Annotated in this window: 17 protein-coding genes; 10 read left to right on the top strand and 7 right to left on the bottom strand. The window is 53.1% G+C overall.

Annotation, left to right across the window (positions count from 1 at the left end):
* Position 1 precedes the first annotated feature (1 nt).
* The 3 genes from HGO41_RS03705 to fbaB all read left to right on the top strand — a co-directional run bounded on the left by HGO41_RS03705 (position 2) and on the right by fbaB (position 6589).
* Positions 2-2974: a virulence factor SrfB gene (locus HGO41_RS03705; RefSeq protein WP_250980786.1), complete on the top strand. Its 2973-nt coding sequence runs from the start codon at positions 2-4 to the stop codon at positions 2972-2974.
* Positions 2971-5346: a virulence factor SrfC family protein gene (locus HGO41_RS03700; RefSeq protein ID WP_223509584.1), complete on the top strand. Its 2376-nt coding sequence runs from the start codon at positions 2971-2973 to the stop codon at positions 5344-5346. The genes HGO41_RS03705 and HGO41_RS03700 overlap by 4 nt, the downstream gene beginning before the upstream one ends.
* A 193-nt stretch (positions 5347-5539) precedes the next feature.
* Positions 5540-6589: a class I fructose-bisphosphate aldolase gene (gene fbaB, locus HGO41_RS03695; protein ID WP_013577744.1), complete on the top strand. Its 1050-nt coding sequence runs from the start codon at positions 5540-5542 to the stop codon at positions 6587-6589.
* Between the two features lie 64 nt (positions 6590-6653).
* On the opposite strand, the gene HGO41_RS03690 is transcribed toward fbaB, so the two are convergent.
* Together HGO41_RS03690 and HGO41_RS03685 are read right to left on the bottom strand one after the other, a co-directional pair.
* Positions 6654-7334, bottom strand: a complete 681-nt coding sequence (locus tag HGO41_RS03690; RefSeq protein ID WP_013577745.1) for a type 1 glutamine amidotransferase domain-containing protein — start codon at positions 7332-7334, stop codon at positions 6654-6656.
* 113 nt (positions 7335-7447) lie between these two features.
* Positions 7448-8059 carry a TetR/AcrR family transcriptional regulator gene (locus HGO41_RS03685; protein WP_250980785.1) on the bottom strand — a complete coding sequence of 204 codons (612 nt, stop codon included), beginning with the start codon at positions 8057-8059 and terminating at the stop codon, positions 7448-7450.
* Positions 8060-8260: 201 nt separating this feature from the next.
* On the opposite strand from HGO41_RS03685, the gene HGO41_RS03680 reads away from it, so the two are divergent.
* The 3 genes from HGO41_RS03680 to HGO41_RS03670 are packed head-to-tail and all read left to right on the top strand — an operon-like array spanning position 8261 to position 11895.
* Positions 8261-9946, top strand: coding sequence for an Hsp70 family protein (locus HGO41_RS03680; RefSeq protein WP_250980784.1), 1686 nt, complete (start codon positions 8261-8263; stop codon positions 9944-9946).
* 4 nt (positions 9947-9950) lie between these two features.
* A complete protein-coding gene (locus tag HGO41_RS03675) occupies positions 9951-10523 on the top strand; it encodes a J domain-containing protein (protein WP_153375341.1) in 573 nt (190 codons plus the stop codon).
* 28 nt (positions 10524-10551) lie between these two features.
* A complete protein-coding gene (locus tag HGO41_RS03670) occupies positions 10552-11895 on the top strand; it encodes a hypothetical protein (protein ID WP_250980783.1) in 1344 nt (447 codons plus the stop codon).
* A 32-nt stretch (positions 11896-11927) separates the two neighbouring features.
* On the opposite strand, the gene amyA is transcribed toward HGO41_RS03670, so the two are convergent.
* Entirely contained in the window at positions 11928-13409 is a 1482-nt protein-coding gene (gene amyA, locus HGO41_RS03665) for an alpha-amylase (RefSeq protein ID WP_250980782.1), read from the bottom strand.
* Positions 13410-13531: 122 nt separating this feature from the next.
* The gene (proP, locus tag HGO41_RS03660) at positions 13532-15034 is read right to left on the bottom strand and encodes a glycine betaine/L-proline transporter ProP (RefSeq protein ID WP_013577751.1); all 1503 of its coding nucleotides are present in this window, start codon (positions 15032-15034) and stop codon (positions 13532-13534) included.
* A 292-nt stretch (positions 15035-15326) separates the two neighbouring features.
* Between proP and HGO41_RS03655 the strand changes: the two genes are divergently transcribed.
* Both HGO41_RS03655 and HGO41_RS03650 read left to right on the top strand, forming a co-directional pair.
* A complete protein-coding gene (locus HGO41_RS03655; protein ID WP_112151357.1) occupies positions 15327-16508 on the top strand; it encodes an oligogalacturonate lyase family protein in 1182 nt (393 codons plus the stop codon).
* Positions 16509-16511: 3 nt separating this feature from the next.
* Entirely contained in the window at positions 16512-16832 is a 321-nt protein-coding gene (locus HGO41_RS03650; RefSeq protein WP_013577753.1) for a cupin domain-containing protein, read from the top strand.
* Positions 16833-16900: 68 nt separating this feature from the next.
* Here the strand turns inward: HGO41_RS03650 and HGO41_RS03645 are convergent, their stop codons facing one another.
* The 3 genes from HGO41_RS03645 to HGO41_RS03635 form a co-directional block, all read right to left on the bottom strand.
* A complete protein-coding gene (locus HGO41_RS03645) occupies positions 16901-17539 on the bottom strand; it encodes an RpiB/LacA/LacB family sugar-phosphate isomerase (protein ID WP_013577754.1) in 639 nt (212 codons plus the stop codon).
* 68 nt (positions 17540-17607) lie between these two features.
* A complete protein-coding gene (gene kduD, locus HGO41_RS03640) occupies positions 17608-18369 on the bottom strand; it encodes a 2-dehydro-3-deoxy-D-gluconate 5-dehydrogenase KduD (RefSeq protein WP_013577755.1) in 762 nt (253 codons plus the stop codon).
* A 383-nt stretch (positions 18370-18752) separates the two neighbouring features.
* Positions 18753-19109, bottom strand: a complete 357-nt coding sequence (locus HGO41_RS03635) for a helix-turn-helix domain-containing protein (protein WP_013577757.1) — start codon at positions 19107-19109, stop codon at positions 18753-18755.
* Positions 19110-19552: 443 nt separating this feature from the next.
* Between HGO41_RS03635 and HGO41_RS03630 the strand changes: the two genes are divergently transcribed.
* Both HGO41_RS03630 and HGO41_RS03625 read left to right on the top strand, forming a co-directional pair.
* Complete coding sequence (locus tag HGO41_RS03630; RefSeq protein ID WP_223509661.1) at positions 19553-20689, top strand: efflux RND transporter periplasmic adaptor subunit; 1137 nt, start codon at positions 19553-19555, stop codon at positions 20687-20689.
* A gap of 16 nt (positions 20690-20705) precedes the next feature.
* Positions 20706-23858 (top strand): efflux RND transporter permease subunit, encoded by a 3153-nt coding sequence (locus HGO41_RS03625; protein WP_013577759.1) that lies wholly within the window; start codon positions 20706-20708, stop codon positions 23856-23858.
* Positions 23859-23927 lie beyond the last annotated feature (69 nt).

Genomic DNA, 23927 nt, shown 5'->3' with positions numbered 1-23927 from the left:
CATGCTGGCAACCCTTACAGATTTTAAACAAAAGATTACCCTGATCCGCGACAGCGGCATCCAGTTCCTCGACTTCGCGCTGAAGCCGGTGTGGGATGACGGACTGCCTGCCAAATTTGTGCGCAAGAGCGCCAACGGCCCGTTATTGCGCCTCGACTATAACCCGCAAAATGGTCGTCACTTTTTACCGGGAGTGGATGGCGGTGCGCCGGAAGTGGTGCGTCCTGAATTCAGTTTCCCGCTGGAACAATCGCTGAAACTGCTCGATCAGATCTGGCTGCCGTTGCCGTTCCTGCGCTTTAATCCGCCGCGCACCTTTATGGCCGGTCCCGACAACTGGGCGCGGGTGCAAATCCGTGAACTGGATACCCCGGAAGCGGATGGCAGCACGCACCGCGTCGTGATTGCCTTTGATACCCGCGTAGTGGAAGGCGATGACGAACAAACCCAGCTCGCACCGACACCGGATGACGTCAAAAACGGCATCAGCTTTGCGCTGGCATGGCATAACGAAGAACTGCCCGATTTCCTCGATCAGACCTGGGTGGACGGCTGGTTACGTGAAGTGTTCACCGAGCAGTCCGCTATCCGCGAGGAACGTGAAGCGCGCAATATTAAAGTCGCCCTGCGTGAATTCGAATATCAGGCACATTATCTGAATCTGCTGGAAATGCTCGGCAGCCAGCTTGGTATCCCTGAACTGAAAATTAATGGCGCGACGTTGCAGGAACCGGCGATTAACGTCGATCTGATTCTGGATGTGGGTAACTCGCACACCTGCGGCATTCTGGTGGAAGACCATGCAGGCGAAACCGATGGCCTGAAGCAAACCTGCGAACTGCAACTGCGCGACCTCTCTCAGCCGCATTTTCTCTATAACGAACTGTTCGAGAGCCGGGTGGAGTTCGCCCAGGCTCGCTTTGGTAAACCGAACTTCTCCGTCGAAAGCGGCCGTGATGACGCCTTTATCTGGCCGTCAATTTTACGCGCCGGTCGGGAAGCCAGTCGTCTGGCACTGTTGCGCGAAGGAACGGAAGGATCGACCGGGATTTCCAGCCCGCGCCGTTATTTATGGGATGAAGACAGTTATACGCCGGGCTGGCGTTTCAGCCAGGGCGGTCACGGTGCGATTACCGAGCCGGTCGCTGCAGCCATGCCGCTGACATTTCTGATCAATGACGACGGTCAGCCGCTGTCTGATCTGCCTGCGGAAGATCGCCTGCCGGTGTTCTCCGCCCATTACAGCCGCAGCTCGGTGATGACGCTGATGCTGTCGGAACTGCTGGCGCAGGCGCTGATGCAAATTAACAGCCCGGCGCAGCGCACCCGTATGCTGCGATCTTCCGCACCGCGCCAGTTACGCAATATTATTCTGACCCTGCCCTCGGCGATGCCGAAACCGGAGCGTGAAATTTTCCGCCGCCGTATGCAGGAAGCCATCGGGCTGGTGTGGAAATCCATGGGCTGGCATCCCTCTGACGACGCGTTTAAAAACCAGAACGACAAAGCCAAAAGCAGCGTGCCGGTGCCGGATGTGCAGATGGAATGGGACGAAGCAACCTGCGGCCAAATGGTGTATCTCTACAACGAAACGCAGGTGAATTTTGGCGGTCATACCGGCGAGTTTTTTGCCAGCATGGCGCGTCCTGACCGCGAACTGGCCGGCGATGAACCGGTGGGCAAAACCCTCCGTATCGCCTCGATTGACATCGGCGGCGGGACGACCGATCTGGCCATCACGCAATACTGGCTCGATGACGGGATGGGGAATAATGTCAAAATCACCCCGCGTTTACTGTTCCGCGAAGGCTTTAAAGTGGCGGGCGACGATATTCTGCTGGATGTCATTCAGCTCTATATTTTGCCTGCGTTACATGCGGCGCTGAAGAAAGCCGGACTGGCTAACCCGGACAGCCTGATGACGCGCCTGTTTGGTAGCGAGGGACGCATGGACGGGCATGCCACCTTGCGTCAGCAAAGTACGCTGCAAATTTTTATCCCGCTGGCGCGGTCAGTGCTGGAAGTTTACGAACGCTTTGATCCGCTGGATACCCACGCAGAAATTGATGCGCCATTCGGTGAATTGCTGGAACAGACACCGACGCTGAAAGTGCTGGATTATCTGCATACCGAAATCCAGCGCGTTCTGCCTGCCGGTTCGGCGGTATTTGATCTTCTTCAGGTACCGCTGGTACTGAAACTCAGCAAACTGCACAGTGAGTTTTTATCCAACCGAATGAGCATTACGCAGAACCTGCGTTCGCTGTGTGAAGTGGTGTCGTTGCATGACTGCGATGTGTTGCTGCTGACCGGTCGCCCTTCGCGTTTCCCCGGCATTCAGGCGTTGTTCCGCCATCTGCAACCGCTGCCGATCAACCGTATGCTGTCACTCGATGGTTATCACACCAGCGGCTGGTATCCGTTTAACAAACTCGGGCGCATCGACAACCCGAAATCCACAGCAGCCGTCGGCGCAATGCTGTGTCTGCTGGCGCTGGATTTACGTCTGCCGGGCTTCTATTTCAAAGCCGGTGATTTCCAGCCGTATTCGACCGTGCGCTATCTCGGTATGCTCGACGGCAATCAGGTGCTGACTGAAGATAACGTTTGTTACGGTGATATCGATCTTGATGCCCATGATTACAAACTCGATAGTGCGGCCAGTTTCCGCATTCGCGGTGCCATTTGTCTGGGCTTCCGCCAGCTGGAAAATGACCGCTGGCCAGCCTCGCCGCTGTATACCCTGTCCATCGCGGAACCTGAACTGGCGCGTAAAGTGGCGGGTGACAGTGTGCTGCGGGTGAAACTGGCGGTGAAAAAAGGGGAAGATCATCCGACGCCGGAATTTTTTGATATTGCCAGCGCGGTGCTGGATAACGGCACCAAAGTGCCTCCTCATCACCTGCGCCTGCGGCTAAATACACTGGGCGAGAGCCATTACTGGATCGACAGTGGGAGCGTATTCGTCTCATGACAACAAGCACGACAGAAACAAACGCCGGTCTGACCACCAATGTTTTGCAGCGTCAGTTTGCGGCGGTATCTGACACCATCGGCGAGGCGCTGGGCTGGGTCGACGCCACACGCGCTGAAGCTCCGCGTCTTGATCTGGAAGCCGACCGGCTGAATTTGCAGTTAACACGCTGTCGCGAGAAAGCACAGCGCCTGGCACAGGCCTGTGAACTGCCGCCAGCACTGGGTTTTTACGGGCATTCTCAGGCCGGGAAATCGTACCTGATTTGTTCGCTGGCGGCCGGTAACTACGGGCGACTGGAGACTCGTCTCGGGGGTATCACGCTCGATTATCTGACCCAGATTAACCCCGGTAACCGTGTGGCGCGTTTCGCCACCCGTTTTACCCGTCAGGCAGACGTCAGGGATCGCGCATTTCCGGTTCGTGTGCTGCTGCTCAATGAAGCCGATCTTGCCCGCATCGTTATCCGCGCTTTCCAGCCGGACAGTCATTACCCCGTGGCGGACACACAGCAAATCACCGAGCACCTCAGTAAACTGATGATGCACCGTCAGCCGGAGCCGGTAGACGGCTTTACCAGCGAACAGATTATGGGATTATGGGATTCCATGATTCGCCTCGATCCCCGCCGTTTCCGTCATCTGAATGCACATTACTGGCCAGTGGCGGTGAAGCTCGCGCCTTATCTGAACATCGACGATCGCGCACGTCTGTTCTCTCTGTTATGGGGCAACGACCCTGCGCTGACTGCAGCGTATCGCCACTATGCCCACACGCTGCAACACCTCAGCGGTGCAGAAAGCCTGCTGGCACCGTTGAGCATTCTGGTTGATGACGCCATGCAACCGGCAGACGGTATTTTCAGTCAGTCGCCCGGCTGGGATATTCAGATCCCGGTTTGCCCGCAATGGGGAGATGAAAGCGCGCCATCTGTGACGTTGTCACTGGCTGAGCTGACCATGCTTGCCTCTGAAGTGCAAATACCCCTGCTTTCCCCACCACGCGAAGTCCTGTTCGAACAGATCGATTTACTGGATCTGCCGGGTTATGGCGCGCTGACTGATGAAAGCGGTGAGGATGAACATTCCGATCTGTTCCGCGCAAAAATTTCTTATCTGCCGGAGCGCTATACCGACCGGCATGAAATGAACATGCTGATGGTTTGCACGGCGGCTGACGTGCGTGATGACGTGGTTGCCGTGGGCCGCACGCTGGAATACTGGGTCAAAGAAATGCACGGCGAAAACACGCAGGTGCGTGACCGCCGCAAACCGGGACTGGTGTGGGTATTCACGCCGTTCGATCGCCGCATGAGCGGATCGGCACATTTCGACGAGGCCGTTCAGCGTCATGTGGGCAATCCGGGTGATGCCTGGGGCGCGCTGCTGGCGATGGATGATCGCGGTCTGCAACGTATGGCAGATTATCTGGCGGCTGAAATTCGTCCGGAAATCAGGCTGAACCGTCTGAGCGAAATACGTGACGAGCTGCGTCGTGAACTGGCGGATAACCTGCTCGGACGCTGGTATCAGGCGGGCGACAAAGCCGATCCGGCACAAAAGCAACGTACGGTGCAGACCGTCATTAAAGCGCTGCAAACCCGCACGGGTGTTCACGGCGAGCTGCTGGAAAAACTGCTGCCCGGCCGCGACGAACTGCACCGTATTTATCACGAACATGCCGGTAAGCAGGCCGAAACGGGCGAGCAGGATGAATCTGGCGTGGAAAGTTTTGGTATTGGTATTGATATCGATTTATTCGCTGAGCAGCAGGACGTGCAGGTCTGGCAGGAAAAACCGGACGACGGCACGGCGTTTGCGCGCCAGGTACAGCGTTACTGGATTAACCATCTGCGCAGCCTGCCGGAAAACGAACCGCTGATCGCCCTGCTTGGCGTGGCTAAGCCAACAGTCGAGTTGCTGATGGAAGAGTTGATCACCGCCAGTTTCCGTCTGAACATGGGCGATGCGCTGGTACGTTCACTCAGTGGTACGTTATCTGCGGGGACGCGTGAACATGAGCATCATGCGGATCGTCAGGTTTCACGTGCCCTGACGGTGCTCGGTGATTTTGTTGCCTGGCTGGGCTTTGAGAAGCAAGCAGAAGCCGGACGCCCGGAAAGCCGTATCAATAAGGGCAATAAGATTTTTGCCAAGCCGAAGAAAAGCGTTGCAAGCTGGAAGTCATCCCGCCGCCTGACAAAACTTTCTGCCACGCCGACCAATTCCACGGCGTTTTACATTTACGACTGGCTGGTCGGTTTGCAGGAAAGCATCATGCGCAACGCCGGTTACGCGGCGGGCGGGGAAATCCCTGCGCAGCGGCGGGAAAGTCTGGAGCGATTACTCAATACACTGAAAGCCAACAACTAATATCAAAAACCGGAACCGCACAATGCTGTTCCGGTTTTTTTTTACAGTGAGTGTCTGCGCGTGGCTGACGTCAAACAGAGACATAACCGCAGCATGAGTCACACAAACCCGGCGTAATCCGTCTATACCTAGTGGGGTAAGAAAATATCATTCACCGCTTTGTGCCCCGCACAGAGCAGAAACGGAGTCCATTATGACTGATATCACTAAGTTGTTAGGCAAAGAAGCCGATTCACTTCTTCAGCATCAATGTTCCACCATCACCTCAGACCAGCTATACCTGCCGGGAGCCGATTTTGTTGACCGTGTGATGATCGACAATAACCGTTCGCCGCGCGTACTGGCTGCGATGCAAAATTTGTATAACACCGGACGGTTAGCCGGTACCGGTTATCTGTCGATTCTGCCGGTCGATCAGGGTGTTGAACACTCTGCGGGCGCCTCGTTTGCCGCGAACCCGTTGTATTTCGATCCTAAAAATATTGTTGAACTGGCGATCGAGGCAGGCTGTAACTGCGTAGCGTCAACTTACGGCGTACTGGCTTCCGTTTCACGCCGCTACGCCCATAAAATTCCGTTCCTGGTCAAACTCAATCACAACGAAACCCTGAGTTATCCGACACAATATGACCAGACACTGTATGCCAGTGTGGAACAGGCGTTTAATCTCGGTGCGCAGGCTGTGGGCGCGACCATTTATTTTGGCTCAGAAGAGTCACGTCGCCAGATAGAAGAAATTTCAGCCGCTTTCGAGCGGGCGCATGAACTGGGCATGGTGACCGTGTTGTGGGCATATTTGCGTAATCCGGCGTTTGTGAAAGACGGCAAAGATTACCATTCCAGCGCCGACTTAACCGGCCAGGCAAACCACCTTGCAGCGACCATCGGCGCAGACATTGTGAAACAGAAAATGGCAGAAAATAATGGTGGCTACAAAGCGGTTAAATTCGGTTATACCGATGAACGCGTCTATTCCAAACTGACGACCGATCACCCGATTGATCTGGTGCGTTATCAGCTGGCGAACTGTTACATGGGGCGGGCCGGATTGATTAATTCCGGCGGTGCCGCAGGTGAAAATGATATTCAGGAATCCGTGCGTACAGCGGTCATCAATAAACGCGCTGGCGGGATGGGACTGATTCTGGGGCGTAAAGCCTTCAAGAAATCAATGAAAGAAGGCGTGGGCTTGATTAATGCCGTTCAGGATGTGTACCTGGATACGAAAGTGACGATTGCCTGATCCTGATTTTGCACAATAAAAAAGGCCGGAAGATTGCCCTTCCGGCCATGTTTACTTGTTTCGATTATTTGCTCAGTTGCTGAACTAACAATTCTGCCGCTTCTGCGGAAGAACCCGGATTCTGCCCGGTGATCAGCAGACCATCCTGCACTACGTAAGAACCCCAGTCAGCGCCTTTCGAATACACACCACCCAGTGCTTTCAGTTCATCTTCCACCAGGAAAGGCACTACGTCGGTCAGCTCAACCGCTGCTTCTTCGCTGTTGGTGAAACCGGTGACTTTTTTGCCCTGTACCAGCGGATTACCTTGTGCATCTTTCACATGACGCAGCACGCCAGGCGCATGACACACCAGCGCAACGTGTTTACCCGCAGCCTGGAATGACTGGATCAGCTCAATGGAGGTTGTATCTTCCGCCAGATCCCACAACGGGCCATGACCGCCCGGATAAAAGACTGCATCAAAATCAGCCTGAGAAATGCTGTCCAGACGCACGGTGGAGGCCAGTTGTGCCTTCGCCTGTTCATCGGCTTCAAAGCGGTGGGTTTGCTGCGTCTGGAAATCCGGTTCGTTACTTTTCGGATCCAGCGGTGGCTGGCCGCCAGCCGGGGACGCCAGCACAATTTCTGCGCCTGCATCTTTAAAAGCGTAATACGGTGCTGCCAGCTCTTCCAGCCAGAAACCCGTTTTACGGCCCGTGTTGCCCAGTTTGTCGTGCGAAGTCAGAACCATCAGAATTTTCATGTTGTTTATCCAGGTTGTTGATGCTGTTGAAATGTTTGTATAGTAGACCAGTCGTCTTGTAATCACTTTCAAAAAAACACCTCAACGTGAGGTGTCATTTGTTACGCATCAGCTTACTGCGGCTGATGGATAATCTGTTGTGTCATCGTCATGGCGGCGTCAAAAGGTTGCGTATTACGTAAAATTTTCACCATCACACTTGACCCGAGCCACAACTGATACAGCCCTTGTGCGGCAATCAGCGGTGCATCATTGACGGCCATCGATCCTTCTTTAATTCCCGTTTCAATCGCCCGGGCAATGCGGCTGATAATGCCGGAAGTGCCGTCATTCAGCGCCTGACGCATCGGTTCAGAAAGATCGGCTACTTCGGCACCCAGTTTCACGGCGAGGCATTTACCCTGGCAGTCGTAAAATGACTGACTCTCCTGCCATTGCTGCCAGTAATTCATCAGACGCTGCGCCATCGTCAGCCCCGGCTGGGCCAGGGTAACATCCATCGCAGACAGGTAATCCTGAAAATAGCTTTTCAGCAGTTCCTCACCAAATGCATCTTTCGACGTGAAGTAGTAATAAAACGACCCCTTCGGTACGGACGCGGTGGTCAGAATTTCATTCAGGCCGACTGCCGAGAAACCTTTCTTCGCCATGAGGGACTGCCCCACAGCAAGAATGTGTTTACGCTGGTCAATTTTGCCTGTGTCAGATGCTTTTGTCGTGTTCATGGGCTGACAATACATTGAATTAGACCAGTCGTCTAGTGGTTAAGAAAAAAATTGAGGTCCACTGTTCCTCAGTGCCGGTAAATGTCGGTTTTTCGTCAGGAATTAAATCCGGCAATCTACAAAATCTCCTCAACTTTCTGTAAATTTGGCCGATGAAAGTTCTTTCGGTTATATACAGTTTACGCTTCTGGGGTGATACGGATGTTGATAGGAATAGATTTAGGCACTTCAAACTGCGCAGTTGCCATCTGGCAAGACGGTCAGTCCGTTCTGGTTCCTAACGTCTATGGAAAAAATCTGACACCCTCAGTGATCGGTCTCGATGATAACGGTCATGTCCTGGTCGGGGCGCCTGCACAGGCGCGGTTATTTACCCACCCTGACCTCACCCTTTCCAGTTTTAAACGTTTCATGGGCACGGAGCATCAGTTCCGGCTTGGACATCAAAACTTTCGCGCGGAAGAGCTCTCCGCCCTTCTGCTGCGCAGTCTGAAAGCGGATGTTGAGCAACATTGTGGCTGTGAGGTGAAGCGCGCCATTATCACCGTTCCTGCTTATTTTAATGATATTCAGCGCAAGGCCGTGAAGGCTGCCGGTGAACTGGCGGGACTGCATGTTGAACGTCTGCTCAATGAACCGACGGCGGCGGCACTGGCCTACGGGCTGGTGAATCAGCAGGAGCAGAAATTCCTGGTGTTCGATCTGGGGGGCGGCACGTTTGACGTTTCAATTATCGATATGTTCGAAGGCGTGATTGAAGTGCGGGCCAGCAGCGGCGACGTGTTCCTCGGGGGCGATGATTTTACCCGCAGTCTTGCAGGCTGGATGCTGGCGCAGTATCCGGAGCTGGATAAAGACGATAACGCCCTTTTCGGTCAGTTGATTACGCTGGCGGAAAAAGCGAAATGCCAGCTGACCACGCAAGACAGCACGCCACTCAGATACCAGTGGAATGACAGATCGCTGAACTGGACGCTGACCACTGAAATTCTGGCGCAATGCTGTGAAAGTACGCTGGAGCGGATGAAAAAACCGGTGATTCAGGCGCTGCGCGATGCCAGGTTCTCCGCCGATGAAGTGGATCATGTGGTGCTGGTGGGCGGTGCAACGCGAATGCCACTGGTGCGTCAGGCGGTGGCCCGTCTGTTCGGGCGCTTCCCACGCAGTGAGTTACAACCGGACGAAGCCGTGGCGCTCGGTGCCGGTATTCAGGCCGGACTGGTCTTGCAGGATCAGGCGCTCGATGACATCGTGCTGACCGATGTGATGCCGTTTACGCTCGGCATCGGAATTTCCCGCCCTAAAGGCGACGGCTACGAAGACGGTCATTTTCTGCCGCTGATTGAGCGAAACAGCTTTGTACCGGTGAGTCGCGTGGAAACGATTGTCACGATCTCCGATCAGCAAAAGTACCTGAATCTGTCCATTTATCAGGGTGAAGCACGGCGGGTCGCCGACAATATACTGCTCGGATCGCTGGCCGTTGATGTGCCTCCGCGCCCGGCAGGTGAAATGAGCGCCGAGGTGCGTTTCACTTACACGCTCGACGGCATTCTGGAAGTGGAATGTAAAATCACCAGCACCGGACAGGTGGAAAAACTGGTGATTGAGAAAGCGCCGGGCAGCCTGACACCTGCGCAAATTACCGCAAGTCTGCTGAAACTGGAAAACATCAAACAGCATCCCCGTGAGCAACTGGTAAACCGCCAGCTGGTAGCAGAAGCCAACGCGTATTATGAACAAAGCCTTGGCGACCAGCGGCAGTTTATCGCTGCTCAGCTGTATCGCTTTGAACATGTGCTCGACACGCAGGATGCCCGGCAGATTGCGGCAGCGCGTAAGGAATTTGAGGCGCTGCTGGTGCATCTGCGCAGTGAGTGGGAATAGCCCGATGGCGATCTGGTCAGTTTTGGGGATAGAAGCCACGCAGGACATCAGCGCGATCAAGCGGGCCTATGCGCGGCAGCTCAAAAACACGCGACCCGATCAGGATCCCGAAGCGTATCAGCGTCTGCGGGAAGCGTTTGAATCAGCCCGGCGCGGCGATTATGTGTGGAATGCCAGTGACGCTGTCACTTATTCATCTCCCCTTTTGCCGATGACTGATGACGCATTAATCAGCCGGACGCAGGTCCACCATCTGGTATCCGATACCGTCAGCCTGCTGCTGGAAAATGAACAGGCTGGCGTGGCGTTGCTGAAAGTTTGTCTGTCAGAAGAATTGCTGCAAAATCTTCAGTTGCGCGAAATGTTCAGTCAGCAGCTGGCGTGGGATCTGGCGGAGCGTGAAGGACTGACCCGCCCGGTGCTGGTGAACGTTGCCGCGCTGATGGGATGGGAAATTGACCATTATCAGCCCGTCGGGATTTCGCTTTGTCAGCTTGATGCGTTGCATCAGCAAATTGAAAATACTGCCGGAAGTTGTTGCCGGGATGATTCCGGTACACGATGGGGTGAAGACTGATGTTTCTTTTGAATTCAGGATTAATGACGTGGGCGATGGAATGAGCAGCCAGGGAATTTGGTCAGTTTTAGGCATTGAGCCCACTCAGGATCTCAGCGTGATTAAACGGGCTTATGCCCGACAGCTGAAAAATACCCGTCCGGACCAGGACCCGGAAGGGTATCAACGTTTGCGTGAAGCCTTTGATGCGGCGAAAAATCAGGGGAATGACGCGACAATCAGTGACGTTGTCACAATACATGAGCCACCTGCTGAGGTTGTCCCACAGACCTTTTTGCAAAAACCTGCTCCGTTTAACCCCGTCAATGAGATCAGGCAGGAAACCTATCGTGATACTGCGCTACGGCGAAAAATCATTTCACAGGCAACTGAAATTACTGATGAAATGATGGACGATGAAACTGCCGGCCTTAAGCGTCTGGATGTTTTTCTCAAGAGCAATGTGCTGCAAAACCTTGAACTGCACGAATTGTTCAGTCAGGAACTGGCAGCGCAATTAAGTGATCGTGAAGGGTTATATTCCGCACTTCTGATCAAGGTCTCCGACATTATGGGCTGGGATGTCGACCATTATCAGCCCGGTGGCATCTCACCTTACAGGCTGGCGGCCCTGCAACGTCAGGTTGAGATGACTGGTGCGAAACGTTACTGGTCGGTGATGGTACGTGCATATCAGGATTCAACACTGAATCGGTTGCGCTTGCGGTTACTCACGGTTGAAGGTGCAAGCGTGCCCTGGTGGGCAAAGCTGGTGCCCGATTTTATGACATCACTGAGCAATAAACTCAGAGAGATCAGAATGTATCATCCTGCGTTATTACCCTATTTAAATTCTGTGCTGCTGAAAACCCTGTCTGAAACCCGGGTAGCGCTAAGTTGGGGAACTGTTTTCCTGAACGGCTTCTGGCTTTTGCTGATCATGCTGGCGACGCGTGAGCATCCAGAGCCGTGGCGCTCGCGTATCTTACTCATCGCGATTATCGGGTTGTATATTCACGGTTACCGTTACCTGGAGCGAAAGTTGCGTTACCGCCCGCGTATGTTGTGCGCGACAGAATGTGTGTTGTCGGTGCTCTCGACCGCGATTATGGTGAAAATAATGCTGGGCTTCTTCACGATGTTTAAGCCTGACGCAGGAAATATGGTTATGGCATTCACCAATTATGGTGTACTCAGTGCCAGCAGTTTTTGCGTGCTCTGGATGATGGCACCAAAACACAGGAAATGGTACGGCGTGCCGTTAAACGCGATTATCATATTGGCGATGCTGCCGCGGCAGTTGATGGGAAAAAGTGCCGGAATCGTCAGAGCTGTAGCGTTTATCGCATTACTGGGGGGGTATTCCCTGCTGATTGCTTTCGGCTTCCGTTAAGGTTGCGGGTGGTTAATCCACCCGCTGTTGTTTTACTCTGCCAGAGTCCAGACACTGACGCTTCCGGCAGCGCAGTAAAATTGCGCGCTGCCTTGCTCGTCGGTTGTAATGATATCCTGGCGGTTTTCCAGCACGTCCCGCCATTTTTTACCGGCGAAGTTGTCGCCCAGATCAATCGTTTTCTCACCTGCTTCGCCGTTGGACATCACCACCACGCAGCCCGGGTGTTCTGCGGTGCCGCTGCGTGAAAACGCAATGCAGTTCGGGTGATCGAAATAATCGGTTTGTGCCCCCCATGCGTAGCGCTGACGGGCTCTGATCAGCGCTTCCAGTGGCACAATCGCAGGCAGTTCAATCGTGTAATTGTTACCGTCGTCCCCTTCATCCTCGTAACTTGCGCCGAATAAATCCGGATAAAATACGATCGGCACGCCCTGTTCCCGCAACAGGATTAACGCGTAGGCCAGCGGTTTGAACCACGGCTCAACCGGTGCTTCAAGAGACTGTAACGGCTGCGTGTCGTGATTGGCCACCAGGGTCACGGCATGCTCCGCATCGGCGGCAACCAGGGTGTTATCAAAAATGGTGGTCAGGTCAAAATCCGCTCCCTGCTTCGAAGCATGGTGGAAATTCAGCTGCAACGGCGCATCGAACAGCATGGTTTTGCCCTCCACCTGATGGATGTAATTTTGCAGCGTCTGGACATCGAATGACCAGTATTCCGCGACCAGATACATCGGCTGTTCGGCTTCCGCCTGAATATGGTCAATCCATTCTTTATAGAACCAGGCCGGAATATGTTTCACTGCATCAAGACGGAAACCGGTACAGTTCGTTTGTTCCATGATCCAGCGGCCCCAGTATTTGAGTTCCTCGCTGACCGCGTTATTGCGAAAATCGACGTTGGCTCCCATCAGATAATCGTAATTGCCAAACTCGTCGTCGACCTGATCGTTCCAGCCGCCGCCGGTGTAGTCGTTAACGATTTTGAAAATGCCCTGTTCATCCGGGTTTTCAATATGGTCGACACCGCTGAAGCAGTGAAAATCCCAGATAAATTTCGAATACCGGCCCTCACGGGCGGCAAAAATGAAACGTGTCCACGCTTCCGCTTCAATGATGTCATCACTGATTTCTTCACGGTTATCAATGTTAACGCGGTTAACCTGCACGCGTTCTTTCTCATCCGCCCCCATTTTATGATTGAGCACCACGTCAAGAATGACGCCCAGCTTATGCTGTTTCAGTGCGCCGATGGCCGCAAGTAATCCCTCTTTGTCTCCATATTTGGTGGCTCGGGAGCCTTTCTGTTCAAACTCGCCCAGATCAAACAAATCATAAGTGTCATAGCCAACCGAATATCCCCCGGATTCGCCTTTATAGGCGGGCGGGAGCCAGGCAGCGGTAATGCCAATCTCAGCCAGCCAGGCCGCTTTTTCGGCCACCTCCGGCCAGAGCTTCCCCCCATCCGGGTAATACCAGTGAAAGAACTGAAACAACGTAGGATTCTGCATACAGACTTTCCATTCAGATGACCAGGAAATGAAGTATGGAGCAGGAACGAAAAAAATGCGGTAAAAGGCAAAAAAAAGCCGGTCAGCAAAGTGACCGGCTATGGGCATGTTGGAAAACGGAATCAGTTGATATCAGGATGCTGAGCAATCAGATTTTTTCTTTTTGCTTCAAGTTCAACAATCTGCGCATCAATATCTTCAATTTTCTGTTCGATGTTATCGTGATGTTCCTGGAGGATTTCACGCGCTTCCGCACGGTCTGAGGCCGCCGGTGTGGCGCCTTTCAGCGGACGGTTGGCGGTTTCTTTCATAAAGATACCGGTCACCAGACCAATCATCGCCACCACCATCAGGTAATACGCGGGCATGTACAGGTTATTGGTTGTTTCTACCAGCCACGCCGCGATCGTGGGCGTCAGACCCGCAATCAGTACTGAAATGTTGAAAGCAATCGCCAGCGCGCTGTAACGGATATGCGTCGGGAACATTGCCGGTAACGTTGACGCCATCACACCGATGAAGCAGTTCAGTAGCACCGCGAGGATCAGCAGACCTAAGAAAATCAGGCCTATCACATCACTGTTAATCAGAATGAAGCACGGGATAGCCAGAATGAACAGGCCGATGCTGCCGATGATCACGAAAGGCTTACGGCCAAAGCGGTCGCTCAGCATCCCCATGAATGGCTGTACAAACAGCATACCGACCATGATGGCGATGATGATCAGCACACCGTGATCTTCAGAGTAATGCAGGCTGTGGGACAGATAGCTCGGCATGTAGGTCAGCAGCATGTAGTAGGTGACGTTTGTGGCAATCACCATGCCGACACAGATAATCAGAGGCCGCCATTGCTTGGTCAGGATTTCACGGAACGAGACTCTTGGCGGTTCAGCGATGTCTTTGCGTGCATCACTGTCGATTTTATCCACGTGCTGCTGGAATGTCGGGGTTTCTTCCAGCGCATGACGCAGATAAATACCGATCAGGCCCAGCGGCGCAGCGATGAAGAACGGAATACGCCAGCCCCATTCGAGGAAGTTCGCCTCACCCACAATGCTGGAAATCAATACCACGACGCCCGCACCGAGAATAAAACCGGCGATGGAACCGAAATCCAGCCAGCTACCGAGGAAGCCGCGTTTCCTGTCAGGAGAATATTCCGCAACGAAAATCGCTGCACCGGTATATTCGCCACCCACCGAGAAACCCTGCGCTAATTTTGCCAGTAACAGCAAAATGGGCGCCCAGATACCGATGGAGTTATAACCGGGTATCAGCCCGATACAGAAGGTGCTGACGGACATGATGATGATGGTGACGGAAAGGACTTTCTGGCGACCAAATTTGTCGCCAAGCGCACCGAAGAACAGGCCGCCCAGAGGCCTGACAAGGAACGGTACGGAAAAGGTTGCCAGGGCGGCAATCATTTGAATACCCGGGTCTGCACCCGGGAAAAACACCTGCCCTAAAGCAAAGGCCACAAATCCATACACACCGAAATCAAACCATTCCATCGCATTGCCCAGTGCTGCGGCGGTAATGGCTTTTTTCAGTTTGGTGTCGTCAATGATAGTAATGTCATTGATTTGCATAGGTTTCACACGTTTTTTTCTTAATCTCATCTTTTACATCCCTTTTCTAAAATACTCCACCGTGTAAGCGTGAGATATTTTGTTCGTACTCTTTAATCATCCAGAGTATCAATAGCATTTGAGTAAGCTCTATCATTATAGGATGGTTTTACGCTGTGGCAAAAGCCAACCGTTTTGTGATCAGCTTTGCACTTTTGTTTTCACCCGACGCCGTTTTATCTCACTAAGTGGTAATGTGTTTTCAAATTAATGAAACTGCATTTTAATTAATGAAAAGGAAGCCAGAACACCGGCTGATTTCAAACTACTTGTGGGATGAATCATGGCAAAAGGTTCTCAGATTCAATTTAATTTCCATACCGTTCAGGACCCTCAGACCGGTGCGCGGGTAACCCGTTTAACGCCGCCCGATGTGTTGTGTCATCGCAATTATTTCTATCAAAAATGCTTTACCCGTGATGGCAATAAACTGTTGTTTGCCGGTGAGTTTGACGGCAACCGCAACTATTACCTGCTGGATTTGAAAACACAGAAAGCGGTGCAACTGACGGAAGGCAAAGGCGATAACACTTTTGGCGGTTTCCTCTCTCCGGATGATCAGTATCTTTACTACGTCAAAAATGAACGTAGCCTGCAGCGCGTAAAACTGGCTGATTTTAGTGAGCACACCGTGTATCAGGTGCCGGAAGAATGGGTTGGCTACGGCACCTGGGTGGCCAACAGCGAATGCACCCGTCTGGTGGGTATCGAGATCAGTCGTGAGGACTGGACGCCCCTGTCAGACTGGAAAATCTTCCAGGCGTTTTATCACAGCAATCCGCACTGCCGTCTGTTGCGCGTCGATTTACTCAGCGGGAAATCCCGTGTGATCCACGAGAAAAACGAATGGCTCGGACATCCGATTTATCGCCCGTTTGATGACAACACCGTCGCTTTCTGCCACGAAGGCCCTCACGATCTGGTTGATGCACGCATGTGGCTGGTGAATGAAGACGGCAGCAATGTGCGTAAAGTGAAAGAGCATGCGCCAGGCGAAAGCTGCACACATGAATTCTGGGTACCGGACGGTTCTGCGCTGATGTATGTGTCTTATCTGAAAGGCCAGCATGACCGCCACATCCGCCGGTTCGATCCGCAAACTGGTGAAGATGTCTGTCTGATGACTATGCCGGCCTGTTCGCATCTGATGAGCAACGAGAATGGTACGCTGCTGGTCGGTGACGGTTCCGGTACGCCGGTAGATGTGAAAGATACTGCCAGCCATACGATTGAAAACGATCCGTGGTTGTATATTTTCGATGCCAAAACCCGTCAGCATGCTCCTCTGGCCGCGCATAACAGTTCATGGCAAGTGCTTGATGGCGACCGGCAGGTGACGCATCCGCACCCATCTTTCTCGCCCGATGACCGTCACGTGCTTTTCACCACCGATTACGAAGGCTTACCGGCACTGTATCTGGCGGAAATCCCGGATGCCCTCCTCAGTTCATTACGCAAGGACTAACCGATGTTTACGTTTAAAAAAGATATTCCCTTACAGGATCTGGGTGACGGTGTGAGCCGTCGCGTTCTGGCGCATGACGGCACCATGATGGCCGTTGAAGTGTATTTTGAAGAAGGCGCCATTGGACCGATGCATAACCACGTGCATGAACAGCTGACATATGTGTTGTCCGGTCGCTTTAAATTCACGATCGGTGAAGAAACCCGTGAAGTAAGCGCAGGCGATACGCTGTATAAAAAACCGTACATCATGCACGGCTGCGTCTGTCTGGAAAAAGGTGTGTTGCTCGACACGTTCACGCCGCAACGACAAGATTTTTTATAATTCTTTCTGATCATAAAAAAACCGGTGCCATGAGCACCGGTTTTTTTGACCCCACAGAAAACAAAATCTTATGCGAGGATTTCACGCACAAAGGTTTCGATCTCTTTGTTCTGGCAGTTTTCAAAGAAACATTTCTGGAAACGTTCGCCGGTGACAGCGGTTTTTACCAGTTCAGGATCGATAGCACGCAGCGTATCCAGATAGTTTTCTTTTACCACTGCGGCTTTCACCTGATTCAGAATACCGGCGTTGCGCACCTGAGGTTCTTTGCGGTCAGCCGGATAGCCTTCTCCTTTCACACCGGTAAAGGCCTTTTCAAAGATGAAACGCACGTTCAGCTCAGCGCCCCAGCCGAAGCCTTTAGCGAATGGCAGTGATAAGGCGTTGCCGTTGTTGATTTGCGCGAACAGGAAGGCATCCGCCGGATCAATGCAATAACCGCAGTTAACGCCCGGGTGAATGTTCAGAGACATCAGTGCGCCCTGACCGGTGCCGCAGCCTGCAACGACAAAATCCACAGCTTTAGAATTGAGCAGAATACTGGCCATGATGCCCAGATGGATGTATGTCAGGTGGTGATCCTGTTCGTCAGACATGCCCACGTTGTAGACCGGATACTCTTTTTCCGATGCCACGGCGTTGAGTTCTTTCAGGATGATCGCGTTTTTAGCGGCCTGACTGTTTTCCATCATCAATGCAATTTTCATGAGATTTCCTCTTTGGGCAGCGGTGTGATCCGCTGCTGTCGGTGAATATTTGTCAGTAATTAGCGTGATTAACGCGCCAGCCAGCCGCCGTCAACGGCAATCGTGTAGCCATTGATATAGTCGGAAGCCGGTGAAGACAGGAACACAACCGGCCCCATCAGATCAGATGGCAAGCCCCAGCGGCCAGCAGGAATACGCCCCAGAATCTCTTCGCTGCGTGCTTCATCGGCACGAAGTTGCTGGGTGTTGTTGGTCGCCATATAACCCGGTGCAATCGCGTTCACGTTGATGTTGTGTTTCGCCCATTCATTGGCCAGCAGACGAGTCACACCCATGACGGCGCTTTTCGATGCGGTATAAGAAGGCACGCGGATACCGCCCTGATAAGAAAGCATCGACGCGATATTAATGATTTTGCCGCCGGTGCCCTGAGCAATAAATTGCTTCGCGACAGCCTGTGACATGAAGAACACGGATTTGATGTTCAGATTCATCACATCATCCCAGTTCTTTTCGCTGAACTCGATGGCATCTTCACGGCGGATGATCCCGGCGTTATTGACCAGAATATCCAGATGTCCCATTTCTGCGACAGCGCGTTCGAGCAGCGCCGGAATGACTTTCGTGTCGCTCAGATCAGCCGTCAGGCTCAGGAAACGGCGGCCTGTTGCGCCAACGCGTTCGATAGTTTCTGTGGGCTCGACAATGTTGATCCCAACAATGTCACAACCGGCTTCGGCGAGGCCGATTGCCATACCCTGACCTAAACCGGTATCGCAACCGGTCACTACCGCGACTTTTCCCTGAAGCGAGAAATTATCCAGAATCATGATGGTTCCTTTATGCATAAAACGGAGGCGAATACGCTTTTCCGCAGGACTATTGGTTGTCGGGCTGTGCCCGGCGCCGAAATGATAAAAGGAGTTTAGCGATAAAACTCCCGCAACTCAAGAAATTGAAACGTCATTTCAATTTATGTGAACTTTGATGTCGTTTTTTGTTGGGTTGATCACGTCCTGACGCAGGGGGTCGTGCAAATGCCAGAAACTGAACGCTGTAAACAGGAAAAATGCGCAGCAAAGCGCCTGATGAAATTAATCATCCGGAGGAATTCTGGAGAGGAAAGGGAAGTTTATGAGGGAGAGAAAAATTCACTGCCCGGCAGGGAAGCCGGGCCAGCGGTACACGCTCACCAGGTAAGCAGAGGCAACCGTTAGTGCAGGCAGCCCTGACATTCCGTTGCCAGATTCAGACCACGACGCCAGTCGCCCGGAGTCTGACCAAACTGGCGTTTGAAACTGCGGGTGAAAGATTGCTGTGAGTCGAAGCCCAGAGAAATCGCAACGCTGACAATAGGTTCGCCACTACTGGCCAGCATATCGGCAGATTTCTTCAGTTTTTTCTCACGAATGTATTCACCCATCGGCAAGCCGGTGTGCTCTTTAAACATACGCTGCAGATACCAGCGGGAATACCCTGCCCGTTTGGCAACAGTTTTAATATCCAGACGTTCTTCCAGATTGTGATCGATCCACTCGATCAGGTCGTGAATGAAATCCTCGGTTCTCATGGCAAGTCTCCTGCTTCTTTTTTGTTTGCGCCCCCCGAGGGCGACTCGTCTTTTAATACGTTGACCCAGTTTTCGATTAAATGCAAGTTTTACTATTGCATTTAATTGGCCGTTACCGGATAGTCTCTTTCCCGAAGTAAACGTTCTGTAAAATAGCACAGAAAGTGTAACAGTAATTCTTGCACTTTAGTAAGCGCATCCCTACAATCCCCTCGAATCAATTGTATCAATATTTGATACATTATTGTGCTGATGAACGGCGCAAGTCCCAAAAAAGTCAGATCAGGCAAAGGACGTTACCCGGCGGACAGGCCGGTGTATTGCCTGGCAGTACTTACTCACTGGAAATAAAAATAATGATGAACCTGCAAAAATCACAGGTTGTTGTACGCGGCCGCTCCGGCGGTACGCCTTTGACGTTGCGCCTTTCAGGGGTTGCGCTGATGGTTGCCCTGCTCGCCGGGTGTGACAACAGCGTGGCGCAAAATGCTGCACCACCTGCTCCGCAAGTCAGCGCGGCAGATGTGTTAATCAAACCAATCAGCCAGTGGGATGCGTTTAACGGACGTGTGGAAGCGGTACAAAGTGTTCAGTTGCGCCCCCGCGTGTCCGGCTATATCGATAAAGTGAATTATCAGGAAGGTCAGGAAGTGAAAAAGGGTCAGGTGCTGTTCACCATCGACGACCGCACTTACCGCGCTGCGCAGGAACAGGCGCAGGCTGAACTGGTGCGTGCGCGCAATCAGGCCAGTCTGGCGAGAAGTGAATCCGCCCGTACGGAAGCGCTGATCGGTTCGCTGGCTGTGTCGAAAGAAGCTGCGGAGCAACGTCGTTCGGCCGCTTCGCAGGCACAGTCAGATGTGCTGGCAGCTCAGGCACAGCTGGACATGGCACAGTTGAATCTTGATTTCACCCGTGTCATCTCCCCGATTGATGGTCGCGCCAGCCGTGCGATGATCACGACCGGCAATCTGGTAACAGCGGGCGACAGTGCCAGTGTACTGACCACGGTGGTGTCACTCGACACGGTCTACGTGTATTTCGATGTCGATGAAGGGACGTTCCTGCGCTATCAGGCGCAGGCCCGCGAAGGGAAATTCAATGACAGCCCGCAAAGTCGCTTACCGGTTCATGTCGGGCTGGTGGGTGAAAACGGCTACCCGCATCAGGGCGTCGTCGATTTTACTGACAATCAGCTGAACTCCGGCACAGGCACGATCCGCATGCGTGCTCTGCTGGATAACCGCGACCGCACATTTACGCCGGGATTGTTTGCCCGCGTTCAAATGCCAGGCAGCGCACAGTTCAACGCCCTGCTGGTGGACGATAAAGCCATCCTTACCGATCAGGATCGTAAATTCGTTTATGTGGTGGATAAAGATGGCAAGGCGCAGCGACGTGATGTTGAAATTGGCCGCATATACGGCGGCTTACGCATCGTGCAGAAAGGCCTTGAAGCAGGCGATCGCGTCATCATCGATGGTGTACAGAAAGTGTTCATGCCGGGCATGCCGGTCAATGCCAAAACCGTCAGCATGGCGGCTAATACTGTCACGCCAGCCGCTCCTGCCGTTCAATAAAAGAGAATCCTGACTCATGGACTTTTCCCGCTTTTTCATCGACAGGCCGATTTTTGCGGCCGTCTTGTCGATTTTGATTTTAGTCACCGGGGCGATTGCCATTCCCCTGCTGCCGGTCAGCGAATACCCGAACGTGGTACCGCCAAGCGTGCAGGTTCGCGCTGAATATCCGGGTGCTAACCCGAAAGTGATTGCTGAAACCGTGGCGACGCCGCTGGAAGAAGCGATCAACGGTGTTGAAAACATGGTGTACATGAAATCCGTGGCCGGTTCTGATGGTGTGCTGGTGACGACAGTCACTTTCCGTCCGGGAACCGATCCGGATCAGGCCCAGGTTCAGGTGCAAAACCGTGTGGCCCAGGCCGAAGCCCGTCTGCCGGAAGATGTCCGCCGTCAGGGCGTGACCACGCAGAAACAATCGCCAACGTTGACGCTGGTGGTGCATCTGGTGTCACCTTCGGGTAAATATGATTCGCTGTATCTGAGCAACTACGCCACGCTGAAGGTGAAAGACGAGCTGGCACGTTTGCCGGGTGTCGGGCAGATCCAGATTTTCGGTGCAGGCGAATATGCCATGCGCGTGTGGCTGGATCCGAACAAAGTCGCGGCGCGGGGTCTGACGGCTTCTGACATTGTGAAGGCAATGCAGGAACAGAACGTACAGGTGTCTGCCGGTCAGCTGGGCGCAGAGCCGATGCCGAAAGACAGTGATTATCTGCTTTCCATCAATGCCCAGGGTCGTCTGAAAGATGAAGATGAGTTCGGCAAAATCATCCTGAAAAGCGGTGATAATGGCGAAATTGTCCGTCTTCGTGATGTGGCGCGTATCGAAATGGGGTCCGGCAGTTATGCCCTGCGCGCGCAACTTAATAATAAAGATGCAGTCGGGATCGGTATCTTCCAGTCGCCTGGCGCGAATGCGATCGATTTGTCAGACGCGGTGCGAGCCAAAATGGATGAACTGGCAACCCGGTTCCCGGAAGGCATGACCTGGCGTGCGCCGTACGACCCGACGGTGTTTGTCCGTGATTCCATCAGTGCGGTGGTTCACACATTGCTGGAAGCCGTCGTGCTGGTCGTACTGGTGGTTATTCTGTTCCTGCAAACCTGGCGCGCATCAATCATTCCTTTGCTGGCGGTACCGATATCTGTGATCGGGACATTCAGCATTCTGTATTTGCTCGGATTTTCGCTTAATACACTCAGTCTGTTCGGGCTGGTGCTGGCGATAGGGATAGTCGTCGATGACGCCATTGTGGTGGTGGAAAACGTCGAGCGAAACATCGAGGAGGGACTCGCGCCAAGGGACGCTGCGCACCAGGCGATGCGGGAAGTTTCAGGGCCGATAGTGGCTATCGCGCTGGTGCTGTGTGCGGTGTTCGTGCCGATGGCGTTTTTGTCGGGCGTGACCGGTCAGTTCTACAAGCAGTTTGCGGTGACCATCGCCATTTCAACCGTGATCTCGGCCATCAACTCACTGACGTTGTCCCCTGCTCTTGCGGCATTATTGCTGAAATCGCACGGTGCACCGAAAGACATGCCGTCGCGGCTTATCGACCGCCTGTTCGGCTGGATTTTCCGACCGTTCAACCGGTTCTTTAATGCCAGTTCACATCGTTATCAGAATGCAGTGTCTAAAACACTTGGGCGTCGTGGCGCGGTATTTGTGGTTTACATTCTGTTGTTGTGCGCGGCGGCCTTTATGTTCAAAGCCGTGCCGGGGGGCTTTATCCCGACGCAGGATAAACTGTATCTGATCGCGGGCGTGAAAATGCCGGAAGGCGCGTCCTTATCCCGCACTGATGCGGTGATCCGCAAAATCAGCGCAATGGGGTTAAGTACTGATGGCGTAATTGATGCGGTGGCGTTCCCCGGGTTGAACGCTTTGCAGTTCACCAATACGCCGAATACCGGTACGGTGTTCTTCGCGTTGAAACCACTGAGCGAACGTACCCGTACAGCGGCGGAGATTAATGCGGAAATCAACGCCAAGATTTCGCAGATCCAGGAAGGGTTCGCCTTCTCCATTATGCCGCCGCCGATCCTCGGATTGGGTCAGGGATCAGGTTATTCTCTGTATATACAGGATCGTGCAGGGCTGGGTTACGGTGCATTGCAAACCGCGATTAACACCATGTCCGGCGCTATCATGCAAACGCCGGGAATGGGGTATCCGATTTCTTCATATCAGGCTAACGTGCCGCAGTTGGACGCGCATATTGACCGTGATAAAGCCAAGGCGCAGGGCGTATCGCTGGACGAACTGTTCAGTACGCTGCAGGTGTATCTCGGCTCGTCCTATATCAATGATTTCAACCGGTTCGGACGTACCTGGAAAGTAATGGCACAGGCCGATGGCCAGTTCCGTGACACCGTGGAAGACATTGCCAATCTGCGTACCCGTAACGATAAAGGTGAAATGGTGCCAATCGGCAGTATGCTGAATATCACCACCACTTACGGTCCCGATCCGGTGATCCGCTATAACGGCTATCCGGCAGCAGATTTAATCGGTGACGCTGATCCCCGCGTGCTTTCTTCGACGCAGGCAATGACCGAGCTGACTGCAATGTCGAAAAACCTGTTACCGAACGGCATGAATATCGAATGGACCGACCTGAGCTATCAGCAATCCACACAAGGCAATGCTGCACTGATTGTGTTCCCGATGTCCGTGTTACTGGCGTTTCTGGTGCTGGCCGCCCTGTATGAGAGCTGGACGCTGCCGCTGGCGGTAATCCTGATTGTGCCAATGACCATGCTATCGGCCCTGTTTGGCGTGTGGCTGACCGGTGGCGACAACAACGTGTTTGTACAGGTCGGACTGGTGGTGCTGATGGGACTGGCATGTAAGAACGCGATTCTGATTGTTGAGTTCGCCCGCGAGCTTGAACTGCAAGGTAAAGGGATTATCGAATCTGCGCTTGAGGCATGCCGTCTGCGTCTGCGCCCTATCGTCATGACCTCGATTGCGTTTATCGCCGGGACTATCCCGTTGATTCTGGGTCACGGCGCGGGTGCGGAAGTGCGCGGTGTCACCGGTATTACCGTATTCTCCGGTATGCTGGGTGTGACGTTGTTCGGGTTGTTCCTGACGCCTGTTTTCTACGTCGCACTGCGCAAGCTGGTGACGCGTAAGAAAGTCGTTTTAGAAACGCAAACGGTGTAAACCGTTAAGATCAACAGAATGCAAAAAGCCGGGAGAATGATCTCCCGGCTTTTTTTTATATGCTTTATT

The organism is Rahnella sp. CG8, assembly GCF_023701875.1.
GTDB lineage: Bacteria > Pseudomonadota > Gammaproteobacteria > Enterobacterales > Enterobacteriaceae > Rahnella > Rahnella aceris.
This window is presented reverse-complemented; position numbering and strand designations above follow the sequence as displayed.

Bases quoted from the DNA above. Each gene is read 5' to 3' on its own strand.
- HGO41_RS03650 (WP_013577753.1), top strand. From the start codon at position 16,512: ATGTTTACGTTTAAAAAAGATATTCCCTTACAGGATCTGGGTGACGGT.
- proP (WP_013577751.1), bottom strand. From the start codon at position 15,034: ATGAGATTAAGAAAAAAACGTGTGAAACCTATGCAAATCAATGACATT.
- kduD (WP_013577755.1), bottom strand. From the start codon at position 18,369: ATGATTCTGGATAATTTCTCGCTTCAGGGAAAAGTCGCGGTAGTGACC.
- HGO41_RS03685 (WP_250980785.1), bottom strand. From the start codon at position 8,059: ATGAACACGACAAAAGCATCTGACACAGGCAAAATTGACCAGCGTAAA.
- HGO41_RS03680 (WP_250980784.1), top strand. From the start codon at position 8,261: ATGTTGATAGGAATAGATTTAGGCACTTCAAACTGCGCAGTTGCCATC.
- amyA (WP_250980782.1), bottom strand. From the start codon at position 13,409: ATGCAGAATCCTACGTTGTTTCAGTTCTTTCACTGGTATTACCCGGAT.
- HGO41_RS03630 (WP_223509661.1), top strand. From the start codon at position 19,553: ATGGTTGCCCTGCTCGCCGGGTGTGACAACAGCGTGGCGCAAAATGCT.
- HGO41_RS03700 (WP_223509584.1), top strand. From the start codon at position 2,971: ATGACAACAAGCACGACAGAAACAAACGCCGGTCTGACCACCAATGTT.
- HGO41_RS03675 (WP_153375341.1), top strand. From the start codon at position 9,951: ATGGCGATCTGGTCAGTTTTGGGGATAGAAGCCACGCAGGACATCAGC.
- HGO41_RS03655 (WP_112151357.1), top strand. From the start codon at position 15,327: ATGGCAAAAGGTTCTCAGATTCAATTTAATTTCCATACCGTTCAGGAC.
- HGO41_RS03705 (WP_250980786.1), top strand. From the start codon at position 2: ATGCTGGCAACCCTTACAGATTTTAAACAAAAGATTACCCTGATCCGC.
- HGO41_RS03690 (WP_013577745.1), bottom strand. From the start codon at position 7,334: ATGAAAATTCTGATGGTTCTGACTTCGCACGACAAACTGGGCAACACG.
- HGO41_RS03645 (WP_013577754.1), bottom strand. From the start codon at position 17,539: ATGAAAATTGCATTGATGATGGAAAACAGTCAGGCCGCTAAAAACGCG.
- HGO41_RS03625 (WP_013577759.1), top strand. From the start codon at position 20,706: ATGGACTTTTCCCGCTTTTTCATCGACAGGCCGATTTTTGCGGCCGTC.
- HGO41_RS03635 (WP_013577757.1), bottom strand. From the start codon at position 19,109: ATGAGAACCGAGGATTTCATTCACGACCTGATCGAGTGGATCGATCAC.
- fbaB (WP_013577744.1), top strand. From the start codon at position 5,540: ATGACTGATATCACTAAGTTGTTAGGCAAAGAAGCCGATTCACTTCTT.